We start from the raw sequence: 24,909 nt of genomic DNA on the forward strand, positions 1-24,909 counted from the left end.
GAGAGGACGACGCCATGGACGCGACGGCTTTGCGAGCCCTCCAGGCTCCGCTCAAGGACCGGTACCGCTCGGCCCCGGATTCGGCGGTCGTGACCCTGAAGGCGAAGGGTACGCTCGACGACACGAAGATCGCCTGCAAGGTCGAGACTGGCCGGGCGATCGCCGAGGCCGGGCTGCACCCGGCGACCGGCGGTTCGGGGATGGAGCTGTGCTCGGGCGACATGCTGCTCGAGGCGCTGGTCGCCTGCGCGGGCGTCACCGTGAAGGCGGTGGCGACCGCGCTGGAAATCCCGTTGCGGGCGGGCACGGTGAGCTCCGAGGGCGATCTCGATTTCCGCGGCACGCTCGGCGTCGACAAGGAGGCGGCGGTCGGGTTTCGCGCGATCCGCCTGTTCTTCCAGCTGGACACGGACGCCTCGGAGGAACAGCTCGCGCAGCTCCTGAAGCTCACCGAGCGCTACTGCGTTGTGTTCCAGACATTGAACCACAAGCCGACCTTGTCGGTGGCGGCGACCACGGCCTGAAGGGAAGCGGCCATGGCCGGCGACATCACCCAGATCGAGTACTGGAACGGCGAAGTCGGCGCCCGCTGGGCCCGCAACCAGGCGGTGCTCGACGCGGTGTTCGCGCCGCTCACCGAGGCCCTGTTCGACCGCGCGGGACTGAGCCCGGGGGCATCGGTGCTCGATATCGGCTGCGGATCAGGGACGACGAGTCTCGAGGCCGCGCAGCGGGTCGGGGCCGCGGGCGCCGTCATGGGCGCCGACATCTCGGCGCCGCTCCTCGCCGTCGCCCGGTCTCGCCTCGGCGCGCAGGCGCCCGGCGCGGCTCCGGTCACGTTCGTCGAGGCCGACGTGGAGCACGCGGATCTCGGCGGCTTCGACGCGGCGCTGTCCCGCTTCGGCGTGATGTTCTTTCCGGATTCGGACCGCGCCTTCGCCAATCTCCGGCGCATGCTGCGGCCGGGGGGACGGCTGACCTTCCTGTGCTGGCGGGCCCTGCCGGAGAATCCGTGGGTTCAGGTGCCCCGCGAGGCGGTGCTGCCGCTGCTGCCGGAGGTACCGCCGCCTGTGTCCCCAGATACGCCCGGGCCGTTCCGCTTCGCCGACCCGGACCACCTCGCCGGGCTCCTCCGGGGCGCCGGCTTCGGGACCGTCGCCTGCGAGGCGGTCGACCGCGACGTCGTCCTCGGCCGGGGCGAGTCCGACGCCGCCGCCGCCGAGGCGGCGGCGCACGTGGCGCTCAACCTCGGGCCGAGCGCGCGCCTCGTCCGCGAAGCCGAGCCCGACCTGCGGGCGCGGGCTGAAGCGGCGGTGACCGAGGCCCTGCGCGGCTATGCAGTGGGCGGCGCTGTGCGCCTGCGCGCCGCCTGCTGGCTCGTTCAGGCGGGGTGAAGCTGGGCCGCTTCACGGGGTGGCGGCGAGACGGGCATCCGAGCCGTCAGCGCGCCAGGACCTTGGCGGCCTCGCGGGTGGTCCCGACCGCCTGAGAGACGTCGGAGACCGACGTCACGATCGCTCCGATGTTGCCGGTGATGGCGGAGACCGCCCCCGAGGCGCTCTGCATGCTCTCGGCGAGGTCGCGGGTCACCGCGCTCTGCTCCTCGATCGCCGCCGCGGTGGCCACCACCGTTTCGCGCATCACCGAGACCGAGGCGCCGATCGAGCTGAGCGCCGTCACCACCTCCTGCGAGACCCGTTGCACGCTGGCGATCTCGCCGTTGATCTGGCCGGTGGCGCGGGCCGCCTGGTCGGCCAGGGCCTTCACCTCGGCCGCGACCACCGCGAAGCCGCGGCCGGCCTCGCCCGCACGGGCCGCCTCGATCGTGGCGTTGAGCGCCAGCAGGTTGATCTGACCCGCGATGTTCTGGATCAGGCCGACGATGCCGGTCATCGCGGTGGCGGTGTCGGCCAGCCGCTTGGTGTGGCCGTCGGCGTCCTGGACGCAGGCATAGGCCGTGTCGGTGGCGCCCTGCGAGCGGACGATGCTCTGCGACATCTCCGCGACGGAGGCGGCCAGCTCCTCGGCGGCGGCCGCGACGGTCTGCACGTTGTCGGCGGTCGAATCCGCGGCCGCGGAGGCCAGGGTGGCCGCCTTGGTCGAGTGCGCCACCGCGTGCTCGATCTCGCCGAAGTTGCGGTCGATGAGCGTCCGCAGATCGGCCAGCAGGCGGACCTGCTCGGTGATGTCGGTGGCGAACTTCACCACCTTGTAGGGCCGACCGGCGGCGTCGAGGATCGGGTTGTAGGAGGCCTGGATCCAGACCTCGCGGCCACCCTTGCCGAGACGCCGGAACTGGGCGGCCTGATAGGTGCCGTTCCGCAGCGACGCCCAGAACGCCCGATAGGCCTCGCCGTCGCGATAGGCCGGCTCGACGAACAGGCTGTGATGCTGGCCGATCACCTCGGCGCGGCCGTAGCCCATCGCGGCCAGGAAGTTGTCGTTCGCCTCGATCACGGTGCCGTCGAGGTCGAAGGTGATAACCGCCTGCACCTTGTGGATCGCCGCGATCTGCCCGGCCCGATCGGCCTCCTCGGTCCGCTGCTGGGTGATGTCGGTGGCGAACTTCACCACCTTGTAGGGCCGGCCCCGGGCGTCGAGCATCGGATTGTAGGAGGCCTGGATCCAGATCGGGCGACCGCCCCGGCCGACCCGCTGGAACTGCCCGGATTCGAAAGTGCCGGACCGCAGGCGATCCCAGAAGGCGCGGTATTCCGGCGAATCCCGCTCGGCCTGGGCCATGAACAGGCTGTGGTGCTGGCCGACGACCTCCGGAAGCGTGTAGCCGACCACATCCAGGAAGTTGCCGTTCGCCGCGAGGATCCTGCCCTGGAGGTCGAACTCGATCACGCCCTGGACCCGGTCGAGGGCCGCCAGCTTGGCATGGGCTTCACGGACGTTCAGGCTGGAGAACATGGCGCGCGTGCTTCCGCTGGGCGGACCGACCGTCGCCGTGCGGCCGTCAGGGCAGGCTGCACGCCGATCCGCGAATTACACGCGAAAGTTGCACTGAGAGATTTAAAATAGAGTGACTTCTGGTCAATATAGAACGGAGGGAAGACCGGTTTCGTGAGGCGAAAACCGTCCCGGGATGGCCGGTCGGGCGGGTGCAGACGGGACCCCGGCCCGGCAGCTGATCGGCCACCGTCCGGCGGCGAACGGACGGCCGACGGGGCCTGGCATAAGTCTCCGTTTACCATTCGCGCACAGGATCCCCCCGACCCGTGCGGACCGGCTTCCGCGCGGCCTGGAGTCGTTGCCCGGCATGATCTCACGCGCCGAACGGACCCCCCTGACCGACTGGTGGTGGACGGTCGACCGCGGGCTGCTCGCGGCCCTGTTCGCCCTGATGGTGGCGGGTCTCGTCTTCCTGATGGGCGGCGGTCCGCCGGTGGCCGAGCGGATCGGCCTGCCGACCTTCTATTTCCTGAACCGTCAGGCGATGTATCTCGCCCCGACCATTCTGCTGATCTGCCTGGTCTCGTTCCTGTCCCTGCGCGGCATCCGGCGTCTGGCGCTGATGACCTGGATCTGCGGCGTCGCCCTCTGCCTGCTGGCCGGCAAGTTCGGTCCCGAGATCAAGGGGGCGCACCGCTGGATCCAGTTCGGACCCTTCGGCCTGCAGCCCTCGGAATTCGTGAAGCCGGCCTTCGTGGTTGTGGCCGCCTGGGCCTTCTCCGAGGGCGCGCAGCGCCGCGACATGCCGGGCGGCATCCTGGCGCTGCTGCTCCTGCCGATCACCATCGTGCCGCTGCTGCTCCAGCCCGATTTCGGCCAGACCATGCTGATTACCATGGTGTGGTGCGCACTGTTCTTCGTCGCCGGCCTGCACCTGATCTGGGTCGCGGTGCTCGGGGTGCTCGGGCTCGGGGGCGTCTTTGCGGCTTACCTGTTCTTCCACCACGTGCGCGAGCGCTTCAACAAGTTCCTCGACCGGGATTCGGGCGGCGGCTTCCAGGATTTCTGGTCGCGGGAATCGTTCCGCTCCGGCGGCTGGTTCGGCACCGGCCCGGGGGAGGGGGTGGCCAAGCGCCACCTGCCGGACGCCCATACCGACTTCATCTTCTCGGTGACCGGCGAGGAGTTCGGCGTGATCGTCTGCCTGTGCCTCGTGGCCCTGTTCGCCTTCATCGTGCTGCGCGGCCTCAAGCTCGCCCGGCGCACCGACGATACGTTCTCGCGGCTGGCGATCACCGGGCTGACCACCCTGTTCGGCCTCCAGGCCTGCATCAACATGGCGGTGAACACCCAGCTGATGCCCGCCAAGGGCATGACGCTGCCGTTCGTCTCCTACGGCGGCTCGTCGCTGATCTCGCTGGCGCTCGGCACCGGCTTCCTCGTCGCCCTGACCCGCAAGCGTCCCCGGACCGTGATGCTCAGCCAGAAGCCCCCCGGCACCGCGCCAGCCACCGTCGCCGGGGTGATGCGGTGACCGTCTTCACCCCCACGATCCTGCTCTGCGCGGGGGGCACCGGCGGCCACCTGTTCCCGGCCGAGAGCCTCGCCCATGCCCTGCGCGCCCGCGGGATCCGGGTGGCGCTCGCCACCGACGCGCGGGTCGACGCGATCTCAGGCGAATTCCCCGCCTCCGAAGTGATCACGATCGCCTCGGCGACGCCCTCGGGGCGCTCGCTGGTGCAGCGCGCCGGCGCCGTGCTGACCCTCGGCCGCGGTTTCGGCGTGGCCGCCAGGGAGATCCGGCGGATCAACCCGGCCGCCATCGTCGGATTCGGCGGCTATCCGACCGTGCCGCCGGTGCTGGCCGGCCAGATCCTGCGGGTGCCCACGGTGCTGCACGAGCAGAACGCCGTGATGGGCCGGGCCAACGCCTTCCTGGCCCGGGGCGCCCGGACCATCGCCACCGGCTTCAAGGACGTGCGCGGCGTGCCCGACAGCGCGCGCGCGCCCCGCATCCACACCGGCAACCCGCTCCGCCCCGCGGTGATCGCGGCGGCCAAAGTCCCGTATCCGCCCTTTGGCGCGGACGATACCTTGCGGCTCCTGGTGTTCGGCGGCAGCCAGGGTGCCCGGGTCATGGGCGAGGTCGTTCCCGAGGCGATCGCGCGCCTGCCCGAGGCCCTGCGGGCCCGGCTGCACCTCGTTCAGCAGGTCCGGCCCGAGGACCTGACGGCGGTCCAGAACCGCTACCTCGCCCTGGGCCTCGCCGGGATCGAGGCGGCCCCGTTCTTCAAGGACCTGCCGGCCCGCATGGCCGCCAGCCACCTCGTGGTGGCGCGCTCGGGCGCCTCGACGGTCTCGGAACTGGCGGCGATCGGCCGGCCCGCGATCCTCGTGCCGCTGCCCGGCGCCCTCGACCAGGATCAGGCCGCCAATGCCGCGACCCTCGACGCCATCGGCGCCGCGCTGGCCATCAAGCAGTCCGATTTCACCCCGGATCGCCTCGCCGCGGAACTCACCGCCTGCTTCGCGACGCCGGCAAAATTGACCGCGGCGGCCGATGCCGCCAGAAGCGCGGGCATCCACGACGCCGCCGAGCGGCTGGCCGAGGTCGTCGTCGAGACGGCTGCCCGCACCTGATCCTCAAGGGCTCTCGCACCGGCGATCCCGCCACCAGACGGTTCGACCCATGAAGCTGCCCGACAAGCTCGGCCCCATCCACTTCATCGGCATCGGCGGCATCGGCATGTCCGGCATCGCCGAGGTGATGCACAATCTCGGCTATACGGTGCAGGGGTCGGACGCCTCCGACAACGCCAATGTCCGGCGCCTCGCCGAGAAGGGGATGCGCACCTTCGTCGGCCACGACGCCGCGAATGTCGAGGAGGCCGCCCTCGTCGTCGTCTCCACGGCGATCCAGCGCGACAATCCAGAGTTGCAAGCCGCCCGGGAGCGCCGGCTCCCCGTGGTGCGCCGGGCCGAGATGCTGGCCGAGCTGATGCGCTTCAAGTCCTGCGTCGCCATCGCGGGCACGCACGGCAAGACCACGACCACGTCCCTGGTCGCGACCCTGCTGGATGCCGGCAACCTCGACCCGACCGTGATCAACGGCGGCATCATCAACGCCTACGGCACCAACGCCCGGATGGGCGCGGGCGAGTGGATGGTGGTGGAGGCCGACGAGTCCGACGGCACCTTCCTGAAGCTGCCCGCCGACGTGGCGATCGTCACAAATATCGACCCCGAGCACCTCGACCATTTCGGCTCGTTCGACGCCATCAAGGACGCGTTCCGGCGCTTCATCGACAACATCCCGTTCTACGGCTTCGCGGTGATGTGCATCGACCATCCGGTGGTGCAGGACCTCGTCGGCCACATCGAGGACCGGCGGATCATCACCTACGGCGAGAACCCGCAGGCGGACGTGCGCCTGATCGACGTGGACCTGCGCGGCGGCCAGAGCCGGTTCCGGGTGATGATCCGCGACCGCCGCCCCGGCTACCGGATGGAGATGGAGGATCTGGTCCTGCCGATGCCGGGCAAGCACAACGCGCTCAACGCCACGGCGGCGCTCGCGGTGGCGCACGAGCTCGGCGTGAAGCCTGAGGCGCTCCGCAACGCGCTGGCCGGTTTCGGCGGCGTGAAGCGGCGCTTCACCCGCACCGGCGAGTGGAACGGCGCGACGATCTTCGACGATTACGGACACCATCCGGTGGAGATCAAGGCGGTGCTCAAGGCCGCCCGCGCCTCGACCGAGCACGGGGTGATCGCCATCGTGCAGCCCCACCGCTACACCCGGCTGCAATCGCTGTTCGACGATTTCTGCACCTGCTTCAACGATGCCGACACGGTGATCGTCGCCCCGGTCTATGCCGCCGGCGAGCCGCCGATCGAGGGCTTCGACCGCGACAGCCTCGTGGCCGGCCTGCGCTCCCGCGGCCACCGCGACGCCCGGGCGCTCGAGCGGCCGGAGGAGCTGGCGGGGATCGTCGCGGATCTCGCAAAGCCCGGCGATTACGTGGTGTTCCTCGGCGCGGGCAATATCACGCAGTGGGCCTACGCGCTGCCGGGCGAACTCGCCGCGCGGGGGCGGTGAGGGGATGCGCGCGGCCGATCCGGAACGGACCCGCTTCCGGCGGGGCCTGCGCGGATCGCAGACGGAGGTGGAACGCCGTCTCTGGTATCGCCTGCGCGACCGGCGGCTCATTGGGTTCAAGTTCGTGCGGCAGGAATCAATCGGCCGTTACGTCGCCGACTTCTGCTGCCGGGAAGCACGGCTGATCGTCGAACGCGATGGCGGCCAACATGCCGGCAGCGCGCACGATCGCGAGCTTGATGCATGGCTGACCGAGCAGGGTTACCGTGTTCTGCGATTTTGGAATACCAAGTTCGTAGACGCCATCGTAAGCGTTCTGGACACCATCCTGGCCGCGCTTCCCCCCTCTCGCCGCACGCGGGGAGAGGGACGCGACGCCCTCGTCGTCGGCGCGGCGAGCCCGAAGGGCGAAGGTGAGGGGGCGGCTCCGGTCGAGATACACCCGGAACCGCCCCCTCACCCTCGGCTGCCGCCTCGCTCCAACGACGACAAGGTCGCCGGAGCCCTCTCCCCGCAGGCGGGGCAAGGGGAGAAACACCCATGACCGCATCCCTCCACGATCGCATCCGTGCCGCCGCGCCGGACCTCCGCGGGCGCCTGCTCGCGGACCAGCCTCTGGCCGACCTGACCTGGTTCCGGGTCGGCGGCCCGGCCGAGGTGCTGTTCACCCCGGCCGACGAGGAGGATCTCGCCCGCCTCCTCGCCGCCCTCGATCCGGACGTGCCCGTCACGGTGATCGGACTCGGCTCCAACCTGATCGTCCGCGACGGCGGCGTGTCGGGCGTGGTGATCCGCCTCGGCGGCAGGGCCTTCGGCGGAATCACGATCGACGGCGACATCCTCGCGGTCGGCACCGCCGTTCCGGACATGCTCCTCGCCAAGGCGGCGGCCGAGGCCGGGCTCGACGGGCTCGCCTTCTATCGCGGCATCCCGGGGTCGATCGGCGGGGCGCTGCGGATGAATGCCGGCGCCCATGGCGGCGAGACCACGGACGTGCTGGTCGAGGCGCGCGGCATCGATCGCCGCGGCGAGCTGTGCACCTTCAGCCACGCCGCAATGGGTTTCTCCTACCGGCATTCGGGGGCCCCAGAGGACGTGATCTTCACCCGCGCGTCGTTCCGGGGCAGACCCGGTGACCGGGCCGCCATCGAGGCCGAAATGGAGCGTGTCACCGCCGCCCGCGAAGCGGCGCAGCCGATCCGCGAACGCACCGGCGGTTCGACCTTCGCCAACCCCGCGGGCGGCAAGGCCTGGCAGCTCATCGACGCGGCCGGCTGCCGCGGCCTGACCCGGGGCGGTGCCCAGGTCAGCCCGATGCACTGCAACTTCCTGATCAACACCGGCGGCGCCACGGCGGCCGATATCGAAGGACTGGGCGAGGAGGTCCGACGCCGGGTGCGGGAGACGCGCGGCGTCGAACTGCGCTGGGAGATCCGGCGGGTCGGATTGCCGTCGCCGTCTGTAAGTCGGTAAGATGTAAGCCGAGCGCGGGGGTGACGAGCATGCCGGATCGATCCGCGCGGACGGCCTATTCGAAGGTCTCCGTCAAGAGCCAGACGGTCCTGCCGGTGGAAGTCCGTGAGCACCTGGCGATCGGGCCGGGGGACCGCCTGCGCTACCGGATTACGCCCGACGGCATTCGGATCGACAAGGCGCCCCTGGACGGCGAGGACCCGTTCGTCGCCTTCACGGAATGGGCCGGCCCGATCGACGATGAAGATTATGCCGACCTCTGAGACGCCGCACCTGCCGGCCGGGGCCGTCGTGGTCGTGCCGTTCCCCTATTCGGACCGCTTGGCGGAGAAGCGGCGGCCCGCCGTAATCGTGTCGGGCGGGGCCGTCGCCGAAGCCGGCTATGTGTGGATCGCGATGATCACGAGTGCCCGCAACACGCGCATCGCCGGCGATGTCCGGATCGACGATACCGCGTCCGCCGGGCTCGGCGTCGCCTCGGTGGTCCGCCCGCTCAAGCTCGCCTGCATCGAACCCGCCCGGATCCTGCGGCGCGTCGGGACGCTGCCGGACGACACGGCCGCGCAGGTCTACGCCACGATTCGAAGCCTGGTCGGCGCGGCATGAGCCGATCCCCCATCCCAAGTCCCGCCCCGGAGCCTACCATGTCCAAGCACGTCGCCGTCCTCCTGGGCGGCACCTCCGCCGAGCGCGCGGTCTCGCTCAGTTCGGGCAAGGCCTGCGCGGACGCGCTGGAAGGCGAGGGCTACCGGGTCACCCGGGTCGATGTCGGGCCCGATATCGCGTCGGTCCTCACGACGCTGCGGCCGGACGTGGCGTTCAACGCGCTCCACGGCCCCGACGGGGAGGACGGCACGATCCAGGGCCTGCTGGAGATCCTCAAGATCCCCTACAGCCATTCCGGCGTCCTCGCCTCGGCCCTCGCCATGAACAAGGAGCGCGCCAAGACCGTGATGCGCGCCGCCGGGGTCGACGTGCCGGAGGGCCGGATCGTTAACCGCTTCGAGGCGGCGAAAAACCACCCCCTCCCGCCACCCTACGTGGTGAAGCCGATCGCGGAGGGGTCCTCCGTCGGTGTGATCATCGTGCGCGACGGCCGCTCGCACCCGCCCCAGATCCTGGCATCGGAGGAATGGCGGTTCGGCGAGCAAGTCCTTGCGGAGCCTTACATACCTGGCCGTGAGCTCACCTGCGGGGTGATGGGCGACCGGCCCCTGGGGGTCATCGAGGTGAAGGCCGCGACGGGGGATTGGTACGACTACGACGCGAAGTACGCCCCGGGGGGCTCGGTCCACGTGCTCCCGGCCGAACTTAAACCAAATGTTTACCAGCGTGTCCAAGAACTGTCGTTAACGGCGCATCAAGCACTGGGCTGCCGGGGCGTCAGCCGTGCCGACCTTCGCTACGACGACACGCCGGGTGGAACCGGCCGGCTCGTGGTGCTGGAGGTCAACACGCAACCCGGCATGACCCAGACGAGCCTTGTGCCGGATATGGCGGCCCATGCGGGCCTGAGTTTCGGTGAGCTCGTCCGATGGATGGTGGAGGACGCTTCCCTGAATCGCTGAGCGGCGGTGACGCCGCCGGCCGGAGCCGTCCCGCGCGTCTCGCCGGGATGGTCCTCGGCCGGCTTCCGTCCCGGTCGCTCTCGGTCCGCCGGGCCCGGTCCGGGCAGCGCCTGAGCGAGCGCCTGCCCCGCGGGGCCGGCACGGTCGGCGCTGCGATGACCCTGGCCGCCGTGGCGCTCGCCGGTTTCGTGGCGAGCGGCCGCTACGATGCCTTCGTGGCCGATCAGGGCCGTCCCCTCGACATCGCCGCGCGGCTCGCGGGCTTCGGCGTCGAGCGCGTCACGATCTCGGGCATCTCCCGGATGTACGAGCGCGAGGTGCTGGCCGCCGCCGGCATCGACTGGCGCTCCTCCGTGCCCTTCCTGGATGTCGGCGCGGTGCGCGAGAAGCTGCTGCGCGTGCCGCTCATCGCCCAGGCCTCGGTCCGCAAGATCTATCCGAACGAGATCGCCATCACCCAGGTGGAGCGCGAGCCCGCCGCCCTCTGGCAGAAGAATGGCGAGATCAGCGTGATCGCAGCCGACGGCACGGTCATCGACGCCATGCGCGACGACCGCTACGCCAGCCTGCCCCTGGTGGTCGGCGACGAGGCCAACGCCAGGCTTCCCGAATATCTCGCCCTGATCGCCGCGGCGGGTCCGCTCGCGGATCGGATCAAGGCCGGCACCTACGTCTCCGGCCGCCGCTGGACCCTCAAGCTCGACGGCGTCGACGTGCGCCTGCCCGAGAACGATCCGGCCGCGGCGCTCGCCCGCCTCGTCCGGTACGAGCGTGAGGCCGGGCTTCTGGAAAAGGATATCATCGCGGTCGACCTGCGCATGCCGGATCGCCTCGTGGTGCGCCTGACCGAGGAGGCCGCCGCCGCCCGTGCGGAAGCCCAGAAGGCGAAGAAGAAGGGCGCGGCCAGCTGATGCCATTCCACGCGATCTCCGCCCGTCCCGCCTTCCGCGTCCGGTAGCGTCAATGCACAGCCAACACGGCCTCACGCCGCGCCTGAAGCCGCTCTCGGCCCGACGCTCGACCACCCTCTCGGTGCTCGACATCGGCACCAGCAAGGTCGTCTGCCTCATCGCCGAGCTGCAGCCGGCCGAGGCGCTGACGACGCTGCGCGGCCGCACACACCTCGCGCGGATCATCGGCATCGGCCATCAGCGCTCGCTCGGGCTGAAGGGCGGCGCCATCGTCGATCTCGCCGCCGCCGAGGGGGCGATCCGCCAGGCGGTGCACGCCGCCGAGCGGATGGCCAAGGTCGAAGTGCAGTCGGTCATCGTCAACATGTCGGGGGGCCGGCTCGCCTCGCAGCATTTCCAGGCGCGGGTCAACGTCCGGTCCGGCACCGTCACCGGCAGCGACGTCGAGCGGGTCCTCGAGACCGCGAGCGCCCATGGGGTCAGCCCGGGCCGGGCGGTCCTCCACGCCCTGCCCACCGGCTACGGGCTGGACGGGCAGGGTGCGGTGATCGACCCGTCGGGCATGATCGGCGAGGCGCTCAGCGTCGATCTCCACGTCGTCACCAGCGAGCTGGCCGCGGCCCGCAACGTCATGCTGGCGGTGGAGCATTGCCATCTCGGCGTCGAGGCGGTGATCGCCACCCCCTACGCGGCCGGCCTCTCGGCGCTGGTCGACGACGAGGCCGAGATGGGTGTCTGCGTCGTCGACATGGGCGGCGGCACCACGAGCGTCGGCGTCTTCTCCGGCGGCCACCTCGTCCACGTGGACGCCGTCGCGGTCGGCGGCCACCATGTCACCATGGACATCGCCCGCGGCCTCTCGACCCGCATGGCGGCGGCCGAGCGGCTGAAGACGCTCTACGGCTCGGCCCTCTCCACCCCCTCCGACGACCGGGACATGATCGCGGTCCACGGCGTCGGCGAGGACGAGGGCGACGCCCCGGCCCACATCCCGCGCTCGCAGCTCGTGCGGATCATCAAGCCGCGGGTCGAGGAGGTGGTCGAGCTGGTGCGCGACCGCCTGCGCGAGGCGGGCTTCGCCGCCCAGGCCGGGCGGCGGGTCGTCCTCACGGGGGGGGCCAGCCAGCTCGTCGGCCTGCCGGAGGTCGCCCGGCGCGTGCTCCAGGGTCAGGTCCGGATCGGCCGGCCCCTGGGGATCCGCGGCCTGCCGGAAGCCGCCAAGGGTCCGGCCTTCTCGGCGGCGGTCGGACTGCTCGTCTACCCGCAGGTGGCCCATGCCGAGCATTTCGAGCCGCGGGGGCATGGCGCCTTCGCGGCGACCGGAACCGACAACTACCTGAACCGGGTCGGCCGTTGGCTCCGGGACAGCTTCTAGTTTCGCGTCCGCCCTCGGGCGGGTCGTAGAGAATCCGGCGCCTCGGCGTCGCACGGAAAGCAGAGTAAGCGAGAGGCTCGACACCATGGCCATTACCCTCCAGGCGCCGGACATCCGGGAACTCAAGCCCCGCATCACGGTCTTCGGCGTCGGCGGCGCCGGCGGCAACGCCGTCAACAACATGATCGAATCGGGCCTCCTGGGCTGCGAATTCGTCGTGGCCAACACCGACGCGCAGGCGCTCACCTCCTCGAAGGCCGAGCGGGTGATCCAGATGGGCCTGGGCGTCACCCAGGGCCTCGGCGCCGGCTCGCACCCGGAGGTCGGCTCGGCGGCCGCCGACGAGGTGATCGACGAGATCCGCGACCAGCTCTCGGGCGCCCACATGTGCTTCATCACCGCCGGCATGGGCGGCGGCACCGGCACCGGCGCGGCCCCGGTCATCGCCCGCGCGGCCCGCGACATGGGCATCCTGACCGTCGGCGTCGTCACGAAGCCGTTCCAGTTCGAGGGTGTGCGCCGCATGCGCACCGCCGAGTCGGGCATCCAGGAGCTGCAGGCCGCGGTCGACACCCTGATCGTGATCCCGAACCAGAACCTGTTCCGGGTCGCCAACGAGAAGACCACCTTCGCGGACGCCTTCGCGATGGCCGACCAGGTGCTCTATTCCGGCGTCGCCTGCATCACCGACCTGATGGTGAAGGAGGGTCTCATCAACCTCGACTTCGCCGACGTGCGGGCGATCATGCGCGGCATGGGCAAGGCCATGATGGGCACCGGCGAGGCCTCGGGCGAGAAGCGCGCCAACCGCGCCGCGGAAGCCGCGATCGCCAACCCGCTCCTCGACGACGTCTCCATGAAGGGCGCCCGCGGCCTGCTGATCTCGATCACCGGCGGCTCGGACCTGACCCTGTACGAGCTCGACGAGGCCGCCACCCGCATCCGCGAGGAGGTCGATCAGGACGCCAACATCATCCTGGGCGCCACCTTCGACGAGAGCCTGGACGGCATCATCCGCGTCTCGGTGGTCGCCACCGGCATCGAGCCGCTGCTGATCTCGGCCAACTCGCCCAACAACCCGGCCATCGCCGAGACCGAGCAGCGTATCGCCGAGGTTGCCGAGCGCCTGCGGGCCGAGGCCCGCGCCCGCGCGTCCTCGCCGGTGCCGAGCATCCGCACCGAGGCGGCCGCCCCGGCGCCGAGCCCGGCTCCGGCCCCCGCGCCGCAGCCGGCTCACGAGATGCGGCCGGAGCCCCACGTCGCCCGCGAGCCCGTCGCTCCCGTGACCCGCGACGACGTGGTGCTCGCCCAGGTCCAGCCCCGGGCCGCGGCCGCCTTCGTCCCGCCGCCCGCGCCGCTCCCGGCCGAACCCGCCCCGCAGTACCAGGCCGGCCCGTTCGTGCCGCCGCGCCCGGCCGCCCCAGGTGCCACGCCGCTCGCCCGCGCCCCGCGGATGCCGCAGATCCACGAGCTGCCGCCGATCGCCCAGAACCAGATCATGGCGAACCGCGCCGCCGAGGACTCGGCCCCGGAATCGAAGCGGACCTCGCTCCTGCGCCGGCTCGCAACGGTGGGTTTCGGCGGTCGCCGCGACGAGGTCGAGGGCGCTGCGCCCGCGGCCAGGAATGCGGCGCCCGCCATGCCGCAGCCGCAGATGGCGCAGCCGCACGTGCCCCCGGCGCCGCGCGCGCCCGTCGCTCCGGCGGTGCCGCAGTACCGCCCGGCCCAAGGCCATCTCGACCCGCAGGGCCGGGTGGCACCCCAGCCCCGGATGATGGACGACGACCAGCTGGAGATTCCCGCCTTCCTCCGCCGTCAGGCGAACTGAAGGTCCGGCAGGCTCTGGCGACGCGGAGGACCGGCGGGCGACCGCCGGCTCTTCGCGTCGCCGCATTTCAACCTGAAGTTCGGCACGGCTGGCCGTTGCCGGCCCTGGAAGTGCCGCATGCCCTGTCGTGAGGGGATGCGTGGTGCATCCGCGACACAGAACGGCCGCGAGTTAGCCACGCATTAACCAATCTTTAAACCTCTGACGGGACAGCACTTTACGGCCACGAGGCCGCAAGCGTGTCTGTAACAGAGCGTAAGAATCCGTGATTTGGCTGCCCTGTGCGGTGCAGCTATAGAAGCATCGAGACCGACGAGACATGCATCGGGATACAACCTGATCGCGTGGGCAGGGGCATCAAGCAGCGGACGGATCAGTCAGTTTCCTCCATTCCCGGTCGGAATGGCGGACCCTGATCGCGGCCGGGGGCTAAGGAATGCGAACGCTTAAACAGACGACCCTCAAAGGGCCGGCGACTCTCTCGGGCATCGGGGTCCATTCCGGGAACCCCGCCGAGATCACGCTCCGCCCCGCCCCCGCCAATCATGGCGTCGCCTTCCTCCGCACCGGTACCACCCACGGCAACGATCGCCTGATCAAGGCGCATCATGCCCTCGTCTCCGCCACCGAGCTCTGCACCGTCCTCGGACAGGTCGACACCGGCGCGGTGGCCACCGTCGAGCATCTGATGTCCGCCCTCTACGGTCTGGGCGTCGACAACGCCCTGGTCGAGATCGACGGGCCCGAGATGCCGATCCTCGACGGTTCCGCACTCCCCTTCATCCAGGCGATCGACCGGGTCGGGATCGCCACCTGCGACATGCCGCGGCGCTGGCTCAAGATCCTGCGCCACATCCGCATCGAGACCGGCCGGTCCTTCGCGGAACTCCGGCCGATCGACAGGGGCTTCCGCCTCGACGTCGAGATCGATTTCGAGAGCCCGGTGATCGGCCGCTCGCGCAAGGCGATGGACCTGTCGCCCGCCGTGTACCGCCGCGAGATCGCCGGCGCCCGCACCTTCGGGATGATGCGGGACGTGGAGCGCTACTGGAAGGCGGGCTTCGCCCTGGGCGCCTCGCTGGAGAACACCGTGGCGGTCGGCGAGACCGCGGTGGTCAACCCCGAGGGGCTGCGCTTCCCGGACGAGTTCGTCCGGCACAAGATCCTCGATGCGATCGGCGACCTCGCTCTGGCCGGTCTGCCGATCCAGGGGGCCTACCGCTCCTATTGCGGCGGCCACCGGATGAATGTCGGCGTGCTCTCCGCCCTCTTCTCCGACCGGGCCAACTACGCCATCGTGGAGGCGCAGGGCTCGCGACGCGAGACCGTTCTCTCGGAACTCGGCGTCGGCCTCGGCATCGCCGCCTTCGCCGGCGATCTCTGAAACGTCTCTGTGGCCTGCGGGACACAGCCGGCCAAGGATCCTCGCCGCCTCAGCCTTGCCGCTTTCGTGCCCGAATCGAACGGCACGGTTTAACGGTCCGTGAACGGCGGCCGAGACCCGAACGGGTCGAGTCCACCCACGCGATGGCATGACGGCGCAGGATGGCGCCAGTTCGGGAAAGAGCGCCAGATGCCTGTCACCATTCGTCATCGCCGGGCGGCGGCCTTCGCGGCCCCCCTCGTGGCCATCCTCGGCCTGGGCCTCGGCGGCTGCGACTTCGACCCGACCAACCTCTTCTCCGAGAAGTACAAGCCCGAGGTCGTCCCCGACGTCCCGGCCGACAAGCTCTACAGCGACGGCTTGGCCAAGCTCGAGGACAGCGACTACGAGGGCGCGGTCAAGAAGTTCGACAGCCTCGACAAGCAGTACCAGTATTCGGAATGGTCCCGGAAGGCGCTGCTGATGACGGCCTACGCCAATTACGAGGGCCAGAAGTACGACGACGCGATCAGCGCCTCGAAGCGCTACCTGCAGCGGCACCCGGCCAGCAAGGACGCGGCCTACGCGCAGTACTTGATGGCGATGTCGAACTACAAGCAGATCCCGGACGTGACCCGCGACCAGGAGCGCTCCGAGAAGGCGCTCGCCTCCCTGCAGGAGCTGGTCCAGAAGTATCCGACCTCCGAATACGCCACCGACGCCAAGGCGAAGATCCAGATCACCCGCGACCAGCTCGCCGGTAAGGAGATGGAAGTCGGACGCTTCTACCTGGAGCGGCGCAACTTCCCGGCGGCGATCAACCGCTTCCGCGACGTGGTGTCCAAGTATCAGACCACCCGCCATGCCGAGGAGGCGCTGGAGCGCCTGACCGAGGCCTACTGGGCGCTCGGCATCACCCAGGAGGCGCAGAACGCCGCCGCGGTGCTCGGGCACAACTTCCCGGAAAGCCCCTGGTACAAGGACGCGCACGCGCTCCTGGCCCAGAACGGCGTGGAGCCCCGCGAGGAGAAGTCGTCCTTCCTCTCGAAGATCTACCGCACGGTCACGGGCAAGACCGCCTCGGCCGAGTGAGGGGCCGGCCCCCGATCGGGCCGTTCTCGATATGTCAGGGCCCGGAGCCTCCGCTCCGGGCCCTTGCCGTTCTTGGGCACCGGGCGACCGGGCGGCCGCATTTTTGGGGTGAATCGGCGCCCCGTCGGGCTTATGTCTGCGATCCCGCCCTGAGGAACAGTCTCGCCGCATGCTGGCGCAGCTCGCGATCCGCGACATCGTCCTGATCGATCGACTCGAACTCAATTTCCGCTCGGGCCTCAGCGTCCTGACCGGGGAGACAGGCGCGGGCAAATCGATCCTGCTCGATGCCTTCGCCCTGGCGCTCGGCGGCCGCGGCGACGGCCGCCTCGTCCGGCACGGGGAAGCGCAGGGCGTGGTCACGGCGGTATTCGACCTGCCCCTCGGCCATCCGGCGCGCCGGATCGCCGCCGAGGCCGAGATCGACACCGAGGGCGACCTGATCCTGCGGCGGTCCCAGATGGCGGACGGCCGCACCCGCGCCTTCGTCAACGATCAGCCGGTGGGCGTCCAGGTCCTGCGGGCGATCGGCGCGGCTCTCGTGGAGATCCACGGGCAGCACGACGACCGGGCGCTGGCCGATCCGGCCACGCACCGGGCGATCCTCGACGCCTTCGGGGGCCTTCAGGGCCCGCTCGCCAAGGTGGCGACGGCCTCCCGGGCGGTGCGCTCGGCCCGCGCCGCGCTCGCCGAGCACCGCGCGCGCATCGAGGCGGCCCGCAAGGAGGCCGAGTTCCTGCGCCACGCCGTGGAGGAACTGGCTGCGCTCGCGCCACTCCCGGGGGAGGAAGCCCAGCTCGCCGAGCGCCGCAGCATCATGCAGCAATCGGAGAAGGTGGCGCGCGAGCTCAACGAGGCGCTGGAAGCCGTGGGCGGCCCCCATTCGGGCGTACCCCACATCTCGGCCGCCCTGCGCAAGCTCGAACGCCGCGCCGCGCAGCTCCCGGCCCTCGTGGATCCCTGCGTCAACACCCTGGACGCCGCGCTGGTCGCCCTCGACGAGGCCCGCGCCGTGCTCGACGCGGCGGTGGCGGAGACCGAGTTCGACCCCCGCGATCTGGAACGAGTGGAGGAACGCCTGTTCGCCCTGCGGGCCGCCGCCCGCAAATACGACGTCCCGGCCGACGATCTCGCCGCCCTAGCCGAGCGCTACGCCGGCGACGTGGCGGCGATCGATGCCGGCGAGGCGGCGCTGACCGGCCTGGAACAGGCGCTCGCCGGGGCGGAGACCGGCTACGCGGAGGCGGCCGAGAAGCTCAGCGCCGGCCGCCGCCGCGCGGCCAAGCAGCTCGACGCTGCCGTGAAGGCTGAGCTGCCGCCCCTGAAGCTGGAGCGTGCCCGATTCATCACCGAGATCGCCACCGACCCGGAGTCACGCGATCCGGCCGGCACAGACCGCGTCGAGTTCTGGGCGCAGACCAATCCCGGGACCAAGCCGGGCCCGATGATGAAGGTCGCCTCGGGGGGCGAGTTGTCGCGGTTCATGCTGGCGCTCAAGGTGGTGCTGGCCGACAAGGGCTCGGCCCCGACACTGATCTTCGACGAGATCGATACCGGCGTCGGGGGTGCGGTGGCCGACGCCATCGGCCTCCGCCTTGCCCGGCTGGCGACCACCGTGCAGGTCGTGGCCGTCACCCACGCCCCGCAGGTGGCCGCGCGCGCCGACACGCATTTCCTGATCGCCAAGGCGCCGGTGAAGGGCGCCGGCCGCGTCGCCACCCGTGTGGAGAGCCTGCCCGTCGCCGAGCGCCGGGAGGAGATCGCCCGGATGCTGGCCGGCGCCACAATAACCGACGAGGCCCGCGCGGCCGCGGCGCGGTTGCTCCAGGGCGCCGACGGTTGAGGCAGCGTCCCGCGCGGCGGCCTTCGAAGCGCGGGGACGCGGTCGGACATCGGTCGAGGGTCCGAGGTTCGCGCCAAGGTCTGTCGTGACAGGTAAGCTTAACCGTTGGTTGAGGGTAACGGTTCGTTAACCATTCCGGCTAACACTTAACAAATCCCGGCGCCGCAGCGGGTTTGGGCGGTCGATGGGCGGGAGGAAAACATGAAGCTGTCAGTCGTCGAGCCCGATGCGCTCCCGTGCGCGGGACAGCCGCTCAAACAGGCGATCGATACGCGCCAGCTCGGCCTGTCCCTGCGCACGGTCTACGAGGGCAGCGTCGATACGCAACCGATCACCGACACCCACGTGGAGCTGCTGCTGCGCCTGCGCCAGAAGGAGCGGGAGCTGCGCCGGGCGAGCTGAAGCGGAACTCCGCAGCCCCGACGCTACCAGCGGCGCGCCCCGGGTGTCCGGCGATACTCGGCGGCCCGAATCAAGGTCAGCACGCGATCGAGATTGACCAGCAGGTCCGCCTCGTCGCGCCGTGCCGCGGCGGCGGCCTCCGGATCGGTGCTGAACTTCTGGCGCGCCTGCGCGAGGGTGAGGGCGCGCTCCACGGCTTCGCGCTCGGCATGCAGGGCAAGCCAGCCCGGATCGGCCTCGCTCGCTGAATCGGCCCGTTCGCCCGCCACCAATGCAACGTCCTTCCGATGCCATTCCCGGTGAGGAACGCGCGAGACCCATGAACCGTGCCGCCGGAACTGCGGCGCGATGTCATGCCGGTGTCATCTCCCTGTCGTAACCGCGCCCCATCGGGCGGCCGGCGCTAAGTCTCATCGTAGACGGCCGCAAGGCTCTGCCGCGGGCATGAGCATGCCGGCGGGGCGGCGCAGGCTCTCGCCCGACGGCAACGGAGATACCATTGAGACCCTTCGCTTACGCGCTCGCCGTCGGCCTCGCGACGGTTCAGCTGGCGTCCGCTGCGCTCGCCGCCGACATCACCGGTGCCGGCGCCACATTCCCATTCCCGGTCTATTCGAAGTGGGCCGAGGCCTACCGCAAGGATTCCGGATCGGGCCTGAACTATCAGTCGATCGGGTCCGGCGGCGGGATCAAGCAGATCCAGGCCAAGACGGTCGATTTCGGCGCCACCGACGCGCCCCTGAAGGGCGAGCAGCTCGCCAAGGACGGCCTCGTCCAGTTCCCGACGGTGATGGGCGGCGTCGTTCCGGTCGTGAACATCGCGGGCGTCGAGCCCGGCAAGCTCAAGCTCACCGGCGAGATCCTGGCCGACATCTACGCCGGCAAGATCTCCAAATGGACCGATCCGCGGATCGCCAAGCTCAATGACGGTCTGAAGCTGCCCGAGACCAACATCACCCCGGTCTACCGCTCCGATGCCTCGGGCACGACCAACATCTTCACCACCTACCTGGCCCAGGCCTCGGAATCCTGGAAGAAGGATTACGGTGCGGCCACGACGATCTCCTGGCCGGTGGGTCAGGGCGGCAAGGGCAACGAGGGCGTGACCGCCACCGTGAAGCAGGTGCCGAATTCGATCAGCTACGTCGAATCCGCCTACGCCAAGCAGAACAAGCTCGCCTACGCCCTGCTGCAGAACAAGTCCGGCAAGTTCCCGCAGCCGGACGACAAGGCGTTCCAGGCCGCCGCCGCCAGCGCCGACTGGAAGTCGGCCCCGGGCTTCGGCATCTCGCTCACCAACCAGGCGGGCGACGACGCGTGGCCGATCACCGCCGCGACCTTCATCCTGATCCACAAGGATCCGGCTGATCCGACCAAGGCCGCCGCCGTGCTCAAGTTCTTCGACTGGGCCTACAAGAACGGCGACAAGCTCGCCTCCGATCTCGACTATGTTCCTCTGCCCGACAACGTCGTGGCACTGATCCACGACGAGTGGAAAAACGTGAAGGACAAGGACGGGAAGCCCGTCTTCAACATGTGAGCGTGGCGGGGAGGAGGTTTCGGCCTCCTCCCTCGCTTCTGGGATCGCACCGCGTTACCACGCCACCCTTCGCAGAGAATCGCGGATGCCCGCCTTGACTGAAACGATTGTCCTCGCCCGCACCCGAGCGACCGCCGCGCGGAAGGGGCCGAGCAAGAATCTCGACACCCTGTTCCGGGCCTGTGCCTACGGGGCGGCGCTCCTGGTGCTGATCGTCCTCGCCGGCATCCTCAGCGCCATCATCTACGGCGGCCTTCCCGCCTTCCAGCAGTTCGGCCTCGGTTTCCTGACCTCGAGCGCCTGGAACGTCGGCACCGAACAGTACGGCGCGCTGGTGGCCGTCACCGGGACGCTGATCTCGGCGCTCCTGGCCCTCGCCATCGGCGTCCCGATCTCCCTCGGCATCGCGATCTACCTGACGCAGCTCTGCCCGAACTGGGCGCGCAAGCCCGTCGCCATGACGATCGAGCTCCTCGCCGCGGTGCCGAGCATCATCTACGGCATGTGGGGCCTGTTCATCTTCGCCCCGCTCTTCGCGCGGTTCATCGAGATCCCGGTTTCCAACATCGTCGAGGGCCTGCCGATCATCGGGACCGTGCTGTACGCTCGGATCCCGTCAGGCGTCGGCGTGCTCACGGCGGGCATCATCCTGGCGATCATGATCGTACCGTTCGTGGCCTCCATCGCCCGCGACATGATCGACCAGATCCCCACGATCATGCGGGAGAGCGCCTACGGGGTCGGTTGCACCACCTGGGAGGTGGTGCGCTTCGTGCTGATCCGGCACGCCTCGGTGTCGATCATCGGCGCGATCATGCTCGGCCTCGGCCGTGCGCTCGGCGAGACGATGGCGGTCACCTTCGTGGTCGGCAACGCCAACCGGCTCTCGGCCTCGATTTTCGATCCCGGCTCGACCATCGCGTCCCGGATCGCCAACGAGTTCAACGAGGCGGACGGCATGCAGCTCAACGCCCTGATGGCCCTCGGCTGCATTCTCTTCGTCATCACCTTCATCGTTCTGGTCGCCGCGCGCATCCTGACGCGGCGCGTGCGGGTCGGTTGAGGAGCCCCATGGACGCGACCAACACACTTGCGGCGCCTCCGCTCGCGCAGAGCCGCGTCCGTCCCGGCCGGCGCCGGGCCGACGCGGTGCTCCGCGGCTTCTGCGCCCTCGCCACGCTCCTCGGCGTCATCGTGCTGGGTTCGATCCTGCTGATGCTGATCGTCCAGGGTGTGCGCGGGTTCACGTCGACCCTGCTGACCCAGCCGACGCCGGGGCCGGGCAGCGAGGGCGGCGGCATCGCCAACGCGGTCCTCGGCAGCCTCGTGCTCACCACCATCGGCATCGTCATCGCGACCCCGGTCGGCGTGATGGCCGGAACCTTCCTGGCGGAATACGGCCGGACCTCGAAACTGTCCTTCGTGATCCGCTTCCTCAACGACATCCTGCTCTCGGCCCCGTCGATCCTGATCGGCCTGTTCATCTACACGCTGATGGTGCGACCGATGGGCAGCTATTCGGGCTGGGCCGGCGGCGTCGCCCTCGCCATCATCGCCACGCCCGTGATCGTGCGCACCACCGAGGACATGCTCAGCCTGGTCCCCGGTACCCTGCGGGAAGCGGGCGTGGCCCTGGGGGCGCCGCCCTCCACGGTGATCATGAAGGTGACCTGGCGGGCGGCCTCGGCCGGCATCGTCACCGGCATCATCCTGGCTCTGGCCCGCATCGCGGGCGAGACCGCCCCGCTCCTGTTCACGGCCCTCAACAACAACAGCTGGTTCAATGCCGACCTAATGGGCGGCATCCCGAACCTGCCCGTGATGATCTACCAATTCGCGCTCTCGCCGTATCCCAACTGGCAACAGCTCGCCTGGGCCGGGGCACTCCTGATCACCATGACCATCCTCGCCCTCTCGGTCATCGCCCGCGTGGTGATCAAGCCGCAGCGTGCCCGCTGAAGCGCAAGCCCGAAGGATCAACCCGATGAGCACCGCCGCAGCGTCCGTCACCACCGACCGCCAGTTCCAGGCCTCCGCCAAGACCGGGGCCGACACCAATGCCCCCGTACGCATCGCCGTGAAGGGGCTGAACTTCTACTACGGCCATTTTCACGGCCTGAAGAACATCGACCTGAACTTCCACGACCGGCAGGTGACGGCCCTGATCGGCCCCTCGGGCTGCGGGAAGTCGACCCTGCTGCGGACCTTCAACCGGATCTACAGCCTCTATCCGGAGCAGCGCGCCGAGGGACAGATCCTTCTGGACGGCATGAACATCCTGGATCCCAAGATCGATCTCAACGATCTGCGCGCCCGGGTCGGCATGGTCTTCCAGAAGCCGACGCCGTTCCCGATGTCGATCTACGACAACGTCGCCTTCGGCATCCGCCTCTACGAGAAGCTGGGGAAATCGGATCTCGACGACCGGGTCGAGACGTCGCTGCGCAAGGCGGCCCTCTGGGACGAGGTGAAGGACAAGCTCAAGCAGTCCGGCATGGGCCTGTCGGGCGGCCAGCAGCAGCGCCTATGCATCGCCCGCACCGTGGCCCAGCGCCCGGACGTCATCCTGTTCGACGAGCCGACCTCGGCGCTGGACCCGATCTCGACGGGGCGCATCGAGGAACTGATCGAGCAGCTGCGCGACGAATTCACCATCGCGATCGTCACCCACAACATGCAGCAGGCGGCGCGCATCTCGCAGTTCACCGCGTTCATGTATCTCGGCGAACTCGTCGAGGTCGGGCCGACCGACAGGCTGTTCATGAACCCGACCGAGCGGCGGACGCAGGATTACATCACCGGCCGTTTCGGCTGATCAGGCTCCGAACCGCACCCCCGCGGCGCTGCGCGCGAGCATAGCCGCCGCGGCCGGGTAAGATCTGCATTAGACCCGAGGCATCGCACGTCCCCGAGGCATCGCACGTCGCGGCCCCCATCGAAGGATCTCCCCAATGCCCGGCCATATCGTCTCGTCCTACGATACCGACCTGGAGAACCTGCGCCGCTCGATCTCGGAGATGGGCGGCGTGGCCGAGAAGATGACCGCCGAGGCGACCGACGCCCTCGTCCGGCGGGACGACGGGCTCGCCCAGGCGGTGATCCTCGCCGACAAGCGCCTCGACGCCCTCCAGCGGGACATTGAGGAGCGGTCCGTCCTGCTGATCGCCCGGCGCCAGCCGCTCGCGATCGACCTGCGCGAGACCATCTCGGCGATCCGCGTCTCGGGCGATCTCGAGCGGATCGGCGACCTCGCCAAGAACGTGGCGAAGCGTGTGGTTGCGATCTCCGATCAGGCCCCGGCACAGAAGATCGTGCTGGGCGTCCGCCACATGAGCGACCTCGCAGAGGGCCAGCTCAAGGACGTACTGGATGCCTACGCGAGTCGCGACATCGAGGCCGCCCATGACGTGTGGGAGCGCGACGGCGAGATCGATGCGCTGTACAATTCGCTGTTCCGCGAGCTCCTGACCTATATGATGGAGGATCCGCGCAACATTTCGTTCTGCACCCACCTGCTGTTCTGTGCCAAGAACGTCGAACGCATCGGCGACCACACCACCAATATCGCCGAGACCATCCACTATCTCGCCACCGGCGAGACTCTGGCGGGCGACCGGCCCAAGAACGATGCGTCGAACTACGCGACGGTCGAGCACGAATAGGTCCCGGAGCGAACCCACGGCGCCTCACCATCTTCGGGGCGGTCGCCGCGGCGACGACTGGTTCCAGATGAGACGGGCTGGGCCTCCGGAACGCGCGGCGGGTTCGCCCTCAGAACAGGTCATCGAACGTGAGCATGCAAGTCCTGATTGTCGAGGACGAGGAGGCACTGACCACGCTGCTGCGCTACAACCTGGAGGCCGAGGGCTTTCTGGTCGATACGGCGGCCCGCGGTGACGATGCGGAACTGCTCCTGGCCGAGCGCATGCCCGATCTGGTCCTGCTCGACTGGATGCTGCCGGGCCTCTCCGGGATCGAGCTCTGCCGCCGCATCCGCGCCCGGCGCGAGACCGAGCGTCTGCCGGTGATCATGCTCACCGCCCGGGGCGAGGAGGGGGACCGGGTCCGTGGCCTCGGCACGGGCGCGGACGACTATATCGTCAAGCCGTTCTCGGTCCCGGAGTTGCTCGCCCGGATCCGCGCCCTCCTGCGCCGGGCCAAGCCCGCCCATGTCTCGGATCGGCTGGCCGCCGGGGATCTCGAACTCGACCGCACCGGCCACCGGGTGCGGCGCGCCGGCGAAGAGCTGCATCTCGGCCCCACCGAGTTCCGGCTGCTCGAATTCCTGATGCTCGCCCCGGGGCGGGTCTTCTCCCGGGAACAGCTCCTCGACGGGGTCTGGGGCCACGACGTCTATATCGACGAGCGCACCGTGGACGTGCATGTCGGGCGCCTGCGCAAGGCGCTGAACGGTCCGCGCCAGCCCGATCCGATCCGCACCGTCCGCGGCTCCGGATACGCCTTCGACGAGACCTTCTCGCTCGAGGCGTGAGCGGCGCGGTCTCTCGGATTCAAAATGT

25 protein-coding genes are annotated in these 24,909 nt (G+C 69.8%); 23 read left to right on the forward strand and 2 right to left on the reverse strand.

Annotated features, from left to right (window positions below):
• Positions 1-14 precede the first annotated feature (14 nt).
• A complete protein-coding gene (locus tag MKK69_RS28640) occupies positions 15-524 on the forward strand; it encodes an OsmC family protein (RefSeq protein WP_243973552.1) in 510 nt (169 codons plus the stop codon).
• Positions 525-536: 12 nt separating this feature from the next.
• Positions 537-1,394 (forward strand): class I SAM-dependent methyltransferase, encoded by an 858-nt coding sequence (locus MKK69_RS28645; protein ID WP_243973553.1) that lies wholly within the window; start codon positions 537-539, stop codon positions 1,392-1,394.
• Positions 1,395-1,440: 46 nt separating this feature from the next.
• On the opposite strand, the gene MKK69_RS28650 is transcribed toward MKK69_RS28645, so the two are convergent.
• Positions 1,441-2,916, reverse strand: coding sequence for a PAS domain S-box protein (locus tag MKK69_RS28650; RefSeq protein ID WP_243973554.1), 1,476 nt, complete (start codon positions 2,914-2,916; stop codon positions 1,441-1,443).
• A gap of 349 nt (positions 2,917-3,265) precedes the next feature.
• Between MKK69_RS28650 and MKK69_RS28655 the strand changes: the two genes are divergently transcribed.
• The 15 genes from MKK69_RS28655 to MKK69_RS28725 all read left to right on the forward strand — a co-directional run bounded on the left by MKK69_RS28655 (position 3,266) and on the right by MKK69_RS28725 (position 18,849).
• Positions 3,266-4,432: an FtsW/RodA/SpoVE family cell cycle protein gene (locus MKK69_RS28655; protein ID WP_243973555.1), complete on the forward strand. Its 1,167-nt coding sequence runs from the start codon at positions 3,266-3,268 to the stop codon at positions 4,430-4,432.
• The gene (gene murG, locus MKK69_RS28660; RefSeq protein WP_243973556.1) at positions 4,429-5,538 is read left to right on the forward strand and encodes an undecaprenyldiphospho-muramoylpentapeptide beta-N-acetylglucosaminyltransferase; all 1,110 of its coding nucleotides are present in this window, start codon (positions 4,429-4,431) and stop codon (positions 5,536-5,538) included. The genes MKK69_RS28655 and murG overlap by 4 nt, the downstream gene beginning before the upstream one ends.
• A gap of 49 nt (positions 5,539-5,587) precedes the next feature.
• The gene (gene murC / locus MKK69_RS28665) at positions 5,588-6,994 is read left to right on the forward strand and encodes a UDP-N-acetylmuramate--L-alanine ligase (RefSeq protein ID WP_243973557.1); all 1,407 of its coding nucleotides are present in this window, start codon (positions 5,588-5,590) and stop codon (positions 6,992-6,994) included.
• 4 nt (positions 6,995-6,998) lie between these two features.
• A complete protein-coding gene (locus MKK69_RS28670) occupies positions 6,999-7,538 on the forward strand; it encodes an endonuclease domain-containing protein (RefSeq protein WP_243973558.1) in 540 nt (179 codons plus the stop codon).
• The gene (gene murB / locus MKK69_RS28675; protein WP_243973559.1) at positions 7,535-8,467 is read left to right on the forward strand and encodes a UDP-N-acetylmuramate dehydrogenase; all 933 of its coding nucleotides are present in this window, start codon (positions 7,535-7,537) and stop codon (positions 8,465-8,467) included. The genes MKK69_RS28670 and murB overlap by 4 nt, the downstream gene beginning before the upstream one ends.
• A 29-nt stretch (positions 8,468-8,496) precedes the next feature.
• Positions 8,497-8,730 carry an AbrB/MazE/SpoVT family DNA-binding domain-containing protein gene (locus tag MKK69_RS28680; RefSeq protein WP_243973560.1) on the forward strand — a complete coding sequence of 78 codons (234 nt, stop codon included), beginning with the start codon at positions 8,497-8,499 and terminating at the stop codon, positions 8,728-8,730.
• Positions 8,717-9,073 (forward strand): type II toxin-antitoxin system PemK/MazF family toxin, encoded by a 357-nt coding sequence (locus MKK69_RS28685; RefSeq protein ID WP_243973561.1) that lies wholly within the window; start codon positions 8,717-8,719, stop codon positions 9,071-9,073. The genes MKK69_RS28680 and MKK69_RS28685 overlap by 14 nt, the downstream gene beginning before the upstream one ends.
• A gap of 38 nt (positions 9,074-9,111) precedes the next feature.
• A complete protein-coding gene (locus MKK69_RS28690) occupies positions 9,112-10,035 on the forward strand; it encodes a D-alanine--D-alanine ligase (protein ID WP_243973562.1) in 924 nt (307 codons plus the stop codon).
• The gene (locus tag MKK69_RS28695) at positions 10,002-10,946 is read left to right on the forward strand and encodes a cell division protein FtsQ/DivIB (RefSeq protein ID WP_243973563.1); all 945 of its coding nucleotides are present in this window, start codon (positions 10,002-10,004) and stop codon (positions 10,944-10,946) included. The genes MKK69_RS28690 and MKK69_RS28695 overlap by 34 nt, the downstream gene beginning before the upstream one ends.
• Before the next feature lie 52 nt (positions 10,947-10,998).
• On the forward strand, positions 10,999-12,321 hold the full coding sequence (gene ftsA / locus MKK69_RS28700; protein ID WP_243973564.1) for a cell division protein FtsA: 1,323 nt from the start codon (positions 10,999-11,001) through the stop codon (positions 12,319-12,321).
• Positions 12,322-12,406: 85 nt separating this feature from the next.
• Positions 12,407-14,149, forward strand: a complete 1,743-nt coding sequence (ftsZ, locus tag MKK69_RS28705) for a cell division protein FtsZ (RefSeq protein ID WP_243973565.1) — start codon at positions 12,407-12,409, stop codon at positions 14,147-14,149.
• Positions 14,150-14,585: 436 nt separating this feature from the next.
• On the forward strand, positions 14,586-15,533 hold the full coding sequence (gene lpxC, locus MKK69_RS28710) for a UDP-3-O-acyl-N-acetylglucosamine deacetylase (RefSeq protein WP_243973566.1): 948 nt from the start codon (positions 14,586-14,588) through the stop codon (positions 15,531-15,533).
• A gap of 189 nt (positions 15,534-15,722) precedes the next feature.
• Positions 15,723-16,604 carry an outer membrane protein assembly factor BamD gene (locus MKK69_RS28715; RefSeq protein WP_243973567.1) on the forward strand — a complete coding sequence of 294 codons (882 nt, stop codon included), beginning with the start codon at positions 15,723-15,725 and terminating at the stop codon, positions 16,602-16,604.
• A 169-nt stretch (positions 16,605-16,773) separates the two neighbouring features.
• Positions 16,774-18,447 carry a DNA repair protein RecN gene (gene recN / locus MKK69_RS28720; protein WP_243973568.1) on the forward strand — a complete coding sequence of 558 codons (1,674 nt, stop codon included), beginning with the start codon at positions 16,774-16,776 and terminating at the stop codon, positions 18,445-18,447.
• Positions 18,448-18,648: 201 nt separating this feature from the next.
• Positions 18,649-18,849: a hypothetical protein gene (locus MKK69_RS28725; RefSeq protein WP_243973569.1), complete on the forward strand. Its 201-nt coding sequence runs from the start codon at positions 18,649-18,651 to the stop codon at positions 18,847-18,849.
• Between the two features lie 23 nt (positions 18,850-18,872).
• Here the strand turns inward: MKK69_RS28725 and MKK69_RS28730 are convergent, their stop codons facing one another.
• Positions 18,873-19,118: a hypothetical protein gene (locus MKK69_RS28730; protein WP_243973570.1), complete on the reverse strand. Its 246-nt coding sequence runs from the start codon at positions 19,116-19,118 to the stop codon at positions 18,873-18,875.
• Positions 19,119-19,348: 230 nt separating this feature from the next.
• Here MKK69_RS28730 and pstS point away from each other — a divergent pair, with 230 nt between their 5' ends.
• The 6 genes from pstS (at position 19,349) to phoB (ending at position 24,881) form a co-directional block, all read left to right on the forward strand.
• A complete protein-coding gene (pstS, locus tag MKK69_RS28735; protein WP_243973571.1) occupies positions 19,349-20,389 on the forward strand; it encodes a phosphate ABC transporter substrate-binding protein PstS in 1,041 nt (346 codons plus the stop codon).
• An 85-nt stretch (positions 20,390-20,474) separates the two neighbouring features.
• On the forward strand, positions 20,475-21,452 hold the full coding sequence (gene pstC / locus MKK69_RS28740; RefSeq protein WP_243973572.1) for a phosphate ABC transporter permease subunit PstC: 978 nt from the start codon (positions 20,475-20,477) through the stop codon (positions 21,450-21,452).
• Between the two features lie 8 nt (positions 21,453-21,460).
• Positions 21,461-22,348 carry a phosphate ABC transporter permease PstA gene (gene pstA / locus MKK69_RS28745; protein ID WP_243973573.1) on the forward strand — a complete coding sequence of 296 codons (888 nt, stop codon included), beginning with the start codon at positions 21,461-21,463 and terminating at the stop codon, positions 22,346-22,348.
• A 25-nt stretch (positions 22,349-22,373) separates the two neighbouring features.
• Positions 22,374-23,204 carry a phosphate ABC transporter ATP-binding protein PstB gene (gene pstB, locus MKK69_RS28750; protein WP_243973574.1) on the forward strand — a complete coding sequence of 277 codons (831 nt, stop codon included), beginning with the start codon at positions 22,374-22,376 and terminating at the stop codon, positions 23,202-23,204.
• 136 nt (positions 23,205-23,340) lie between these two features.
• On the forward strand, positions 23,341-24,051 hold the full coding sequence (phoU, locus tag MKK69_RS28755; RefSeq protein WP_243973575.1) for a phosphate signaling complex protein PhoU: 711 nt from the start codon (positions 23,341-23,343) through the stop codon (positions 24,049-24,051).
• Between the two features lie 134 nt (positions 24,052-24,185).
• The gene (phoB, locus tag MKK69_RS28760; RefSeq protein ID WP_243973576.1) at positions 24,186-24,881 is read left to right on the forward strand and encodes a phosphate regulon transcriptional regulator PhoB; all 696 of its coding nucleotides are present in this window, start codon (positions 24,186-24,188) and stop codon (positions 24,879-24,881) included.
• The last annotated feature ends 28 nt before the right edge of the window (positions 24,882-24,909 follow it).

The sequence above is a fragment of the Methylobacterium sp. J-026 genome, assembly GCF_022829585.1.
Lineage (GTDB): Bacteria > Pseudomonadota > Alphaproteobacteria > Rhizobiales > Beijerinckiaceae > Methylobacterium.